Source organism: Pseudoxanthomonas sp. LjRoot204_2, from assembly GCF_056175765.1.
In genome coordinates this window covers 1-1,651 of the sequence record NZ_JBGFFG010000596.1, presented here as the reverse complement: position 1 = coordinate 1,651, position 1,651 = coordinate 1, and the positions used below count along the sequence as shown (strand labels likewise).

General features: G+C 70.5%; 4 protein-coding genes. 3 read left to right on the top strand and 1 reads right to left on the bottom strand.

The genetic code is table 11. The annotated features are described in order from the left end of the window. From AC04L7_RS18235 to AC04L7_RS18225, 3 genes are all read left to right on the top strand, one after another. Nucleotides 1–143, top strand: a 143-nt coding sequence (locus tag AC04L7_RS18235; RefSeq protein WP_475513638.1) for a Trm112 family protein, incomplete at its 5' end; no start/stop codon positions are given. After that, nucleotides 140–1,006 carry a carboxylating nicotinate-nucleotide diphosphorylase gene (gene nadC / locus AC04L7_RS18230; RefSeq protein WP_475513637.1) on the top strand — a complete coding sequence of 289 codons (867 nt, stop codon included), beginning with the start codon at nt 140–142 and terminating at the stop codon, nt 1,004–1,006. The genes AC04L7_RS18235 and nadC, both read left to right, overlap by 4 nt. 7 nt (nt 1,007–1,013) lie before the next feature. Then, nucleotides 1,014–1,349 carry a DUF3301 domain-containing protein gene (locus tag AC04L7_RS18225; RefSeq protein WP_296278790.1) on the top strand — a complete coding sequence of 112 codons (336 nt, stop codon included), beginning with the start codon at nt 1,014–1,016 and terminating at the stop codon, nt 1,347–1,349. Nucleotides 1,350–1,383: 34 nt separating this feature from the next. On the opposite strand, the gene AC04L7_RS18220 is transcribed toward AC04L7_RS18225, so the two are convergent. Further along, a partial coding sequence (locus AC04L7_RS18220; protein WP_475513636.1) for a ClpXP protease specificity-enhancing factor SspB occupies nt 1,384–1,651 on the bottom strand: 268 nt, incomplete at its 5' end.

Sequence of the window (1,651 nt, the reverse complement as noted above, 5' to 3'; positions counted from 1 at the left end):
ACACCACGCAGGCCGAGCCGCTGCGCGAGGCGCTCGTCACGCACGACCGCAAGACCGTGTATCGCGTCGAGGACGGCATTCCCGTGCTGCTGGCCGAGGAGGCGATCGCCACCGCGCAGGCGGGGGACTTCCCCTCGCGATGAGCACGCGCCCGACGCCGCCGCCCGCGGATGCCATCGCGTCGGATGTGGCCCGCGCGCTTGCCGAGGACATCGGCAGTGGCGATGTCACCGCCGCCCTGCTGCCCGACGCCGCCGACATCGCTTACCTGCTCTGCAAGGAGGCAGCCATCGTGGCGGGCAGTCCGTGGTTCGAGGCCTGCCATCGCGCACTCGATCCGGAGGTCCGCATCGACTGGCGCGTGCGGGACGGCGACCGGGTGCAGCCCGGCACCGTGCTCGCCACGCTCGCCGGGCGCACGCGCGCGCTCGTCACTGCCGAACGTTCTTCGCTGAATTTCATGCAGACCCTCAGCGGCACCGCCACCGCCACCGCCGCCTATGTCGACGCGGTGCGGGGCACGGGGTGCACCGTCCTGGATACGCGCAAGACGCTGCCGGGCTTGCGGTTGGCGCAGAAGTACGCGGTCCTCTGCGGCGGTGGAAGGAACCATCGCGTCGGTCTCTACGATGCGGTGATGCTCAAGGAGAACCATGTGCGTGCCGCCGGATCGCTGGCCGCCRCCATACGCACGGCTCGCCAAGCGCAGCCGTCGTTGCCGCTGATCGTGGAAGTGGAAACCCTGGCGCAGCTCGACGAAGCACTGTCCGAGGGCTGCGAACGCATCCTGATCGACGACTTCGACGCCGATACGCGTCGGGAAGCCGTCCGCCGCGCGAAGGCGGCTCCCTATGCGGGCCGCATTCCGCTGGAGGTGTCGGGCGGCGTCGACCTGACCACGCTGCGGAGCATCGCTGACGACGGTGTCGACTTCGTGTCGATCGGCGGCCTGACCAAGCACGTGCACGCCATCGACCTGTCGATGAAACTCGGTCCCGCACCGTGAGGCCGGCATGTCGCCGCTGAGCGCCCTGCTGTGGCTGATCGCGGCCGGCGCCGCCTTCGCCTACTGGAATGCGGCGCGCGCGGCGGCCGAGCGCGCCATCGCGCTGGGGCGGAACGCCTGCGAAGCTGCCGGGGTCATCTGGCTCGACCAGAGCGTGCATGCCAGCGGGTGGCGCCTGCGCCGGGGCGAGGATGGGTGGCTGGGCTTCGAACGCAGCTTCCGCTTCGAGTACTCGCACGACGGCATCGACCGCCATGTCGGACGCCTGGTGCTGCGCAAGGGGCAGCTGGTCGCCTTCGTCGGACCGGTCACCCCGTCGGTGACGTCGATCGAGCGGCACTGACCGCCGCAGACGGCGGACGCCCGACGCAACGGACTTACTTCACCACGCGCAGGAACGGCGGACGCTTGCCGCCACCGGGCGGCGGGGTGTCGTCATCGGGGGGCGAGTCCTGTGCATGCGCGGCATCCTCGTGGTCGCCGCTCGCCTCCGCGTCGTGCGGGACGTCGTCCGGCAGCGCCATGCCCTGCCCTGTCTCGCGCGAATAGATCGCCAGCACCGCGCTGATCGGCACATGGACCGCGTAGCTCACGCCGCCGAAGCGGGCGGTGAAGCTGACCGCATCGTTGTCGATCATCAACCGC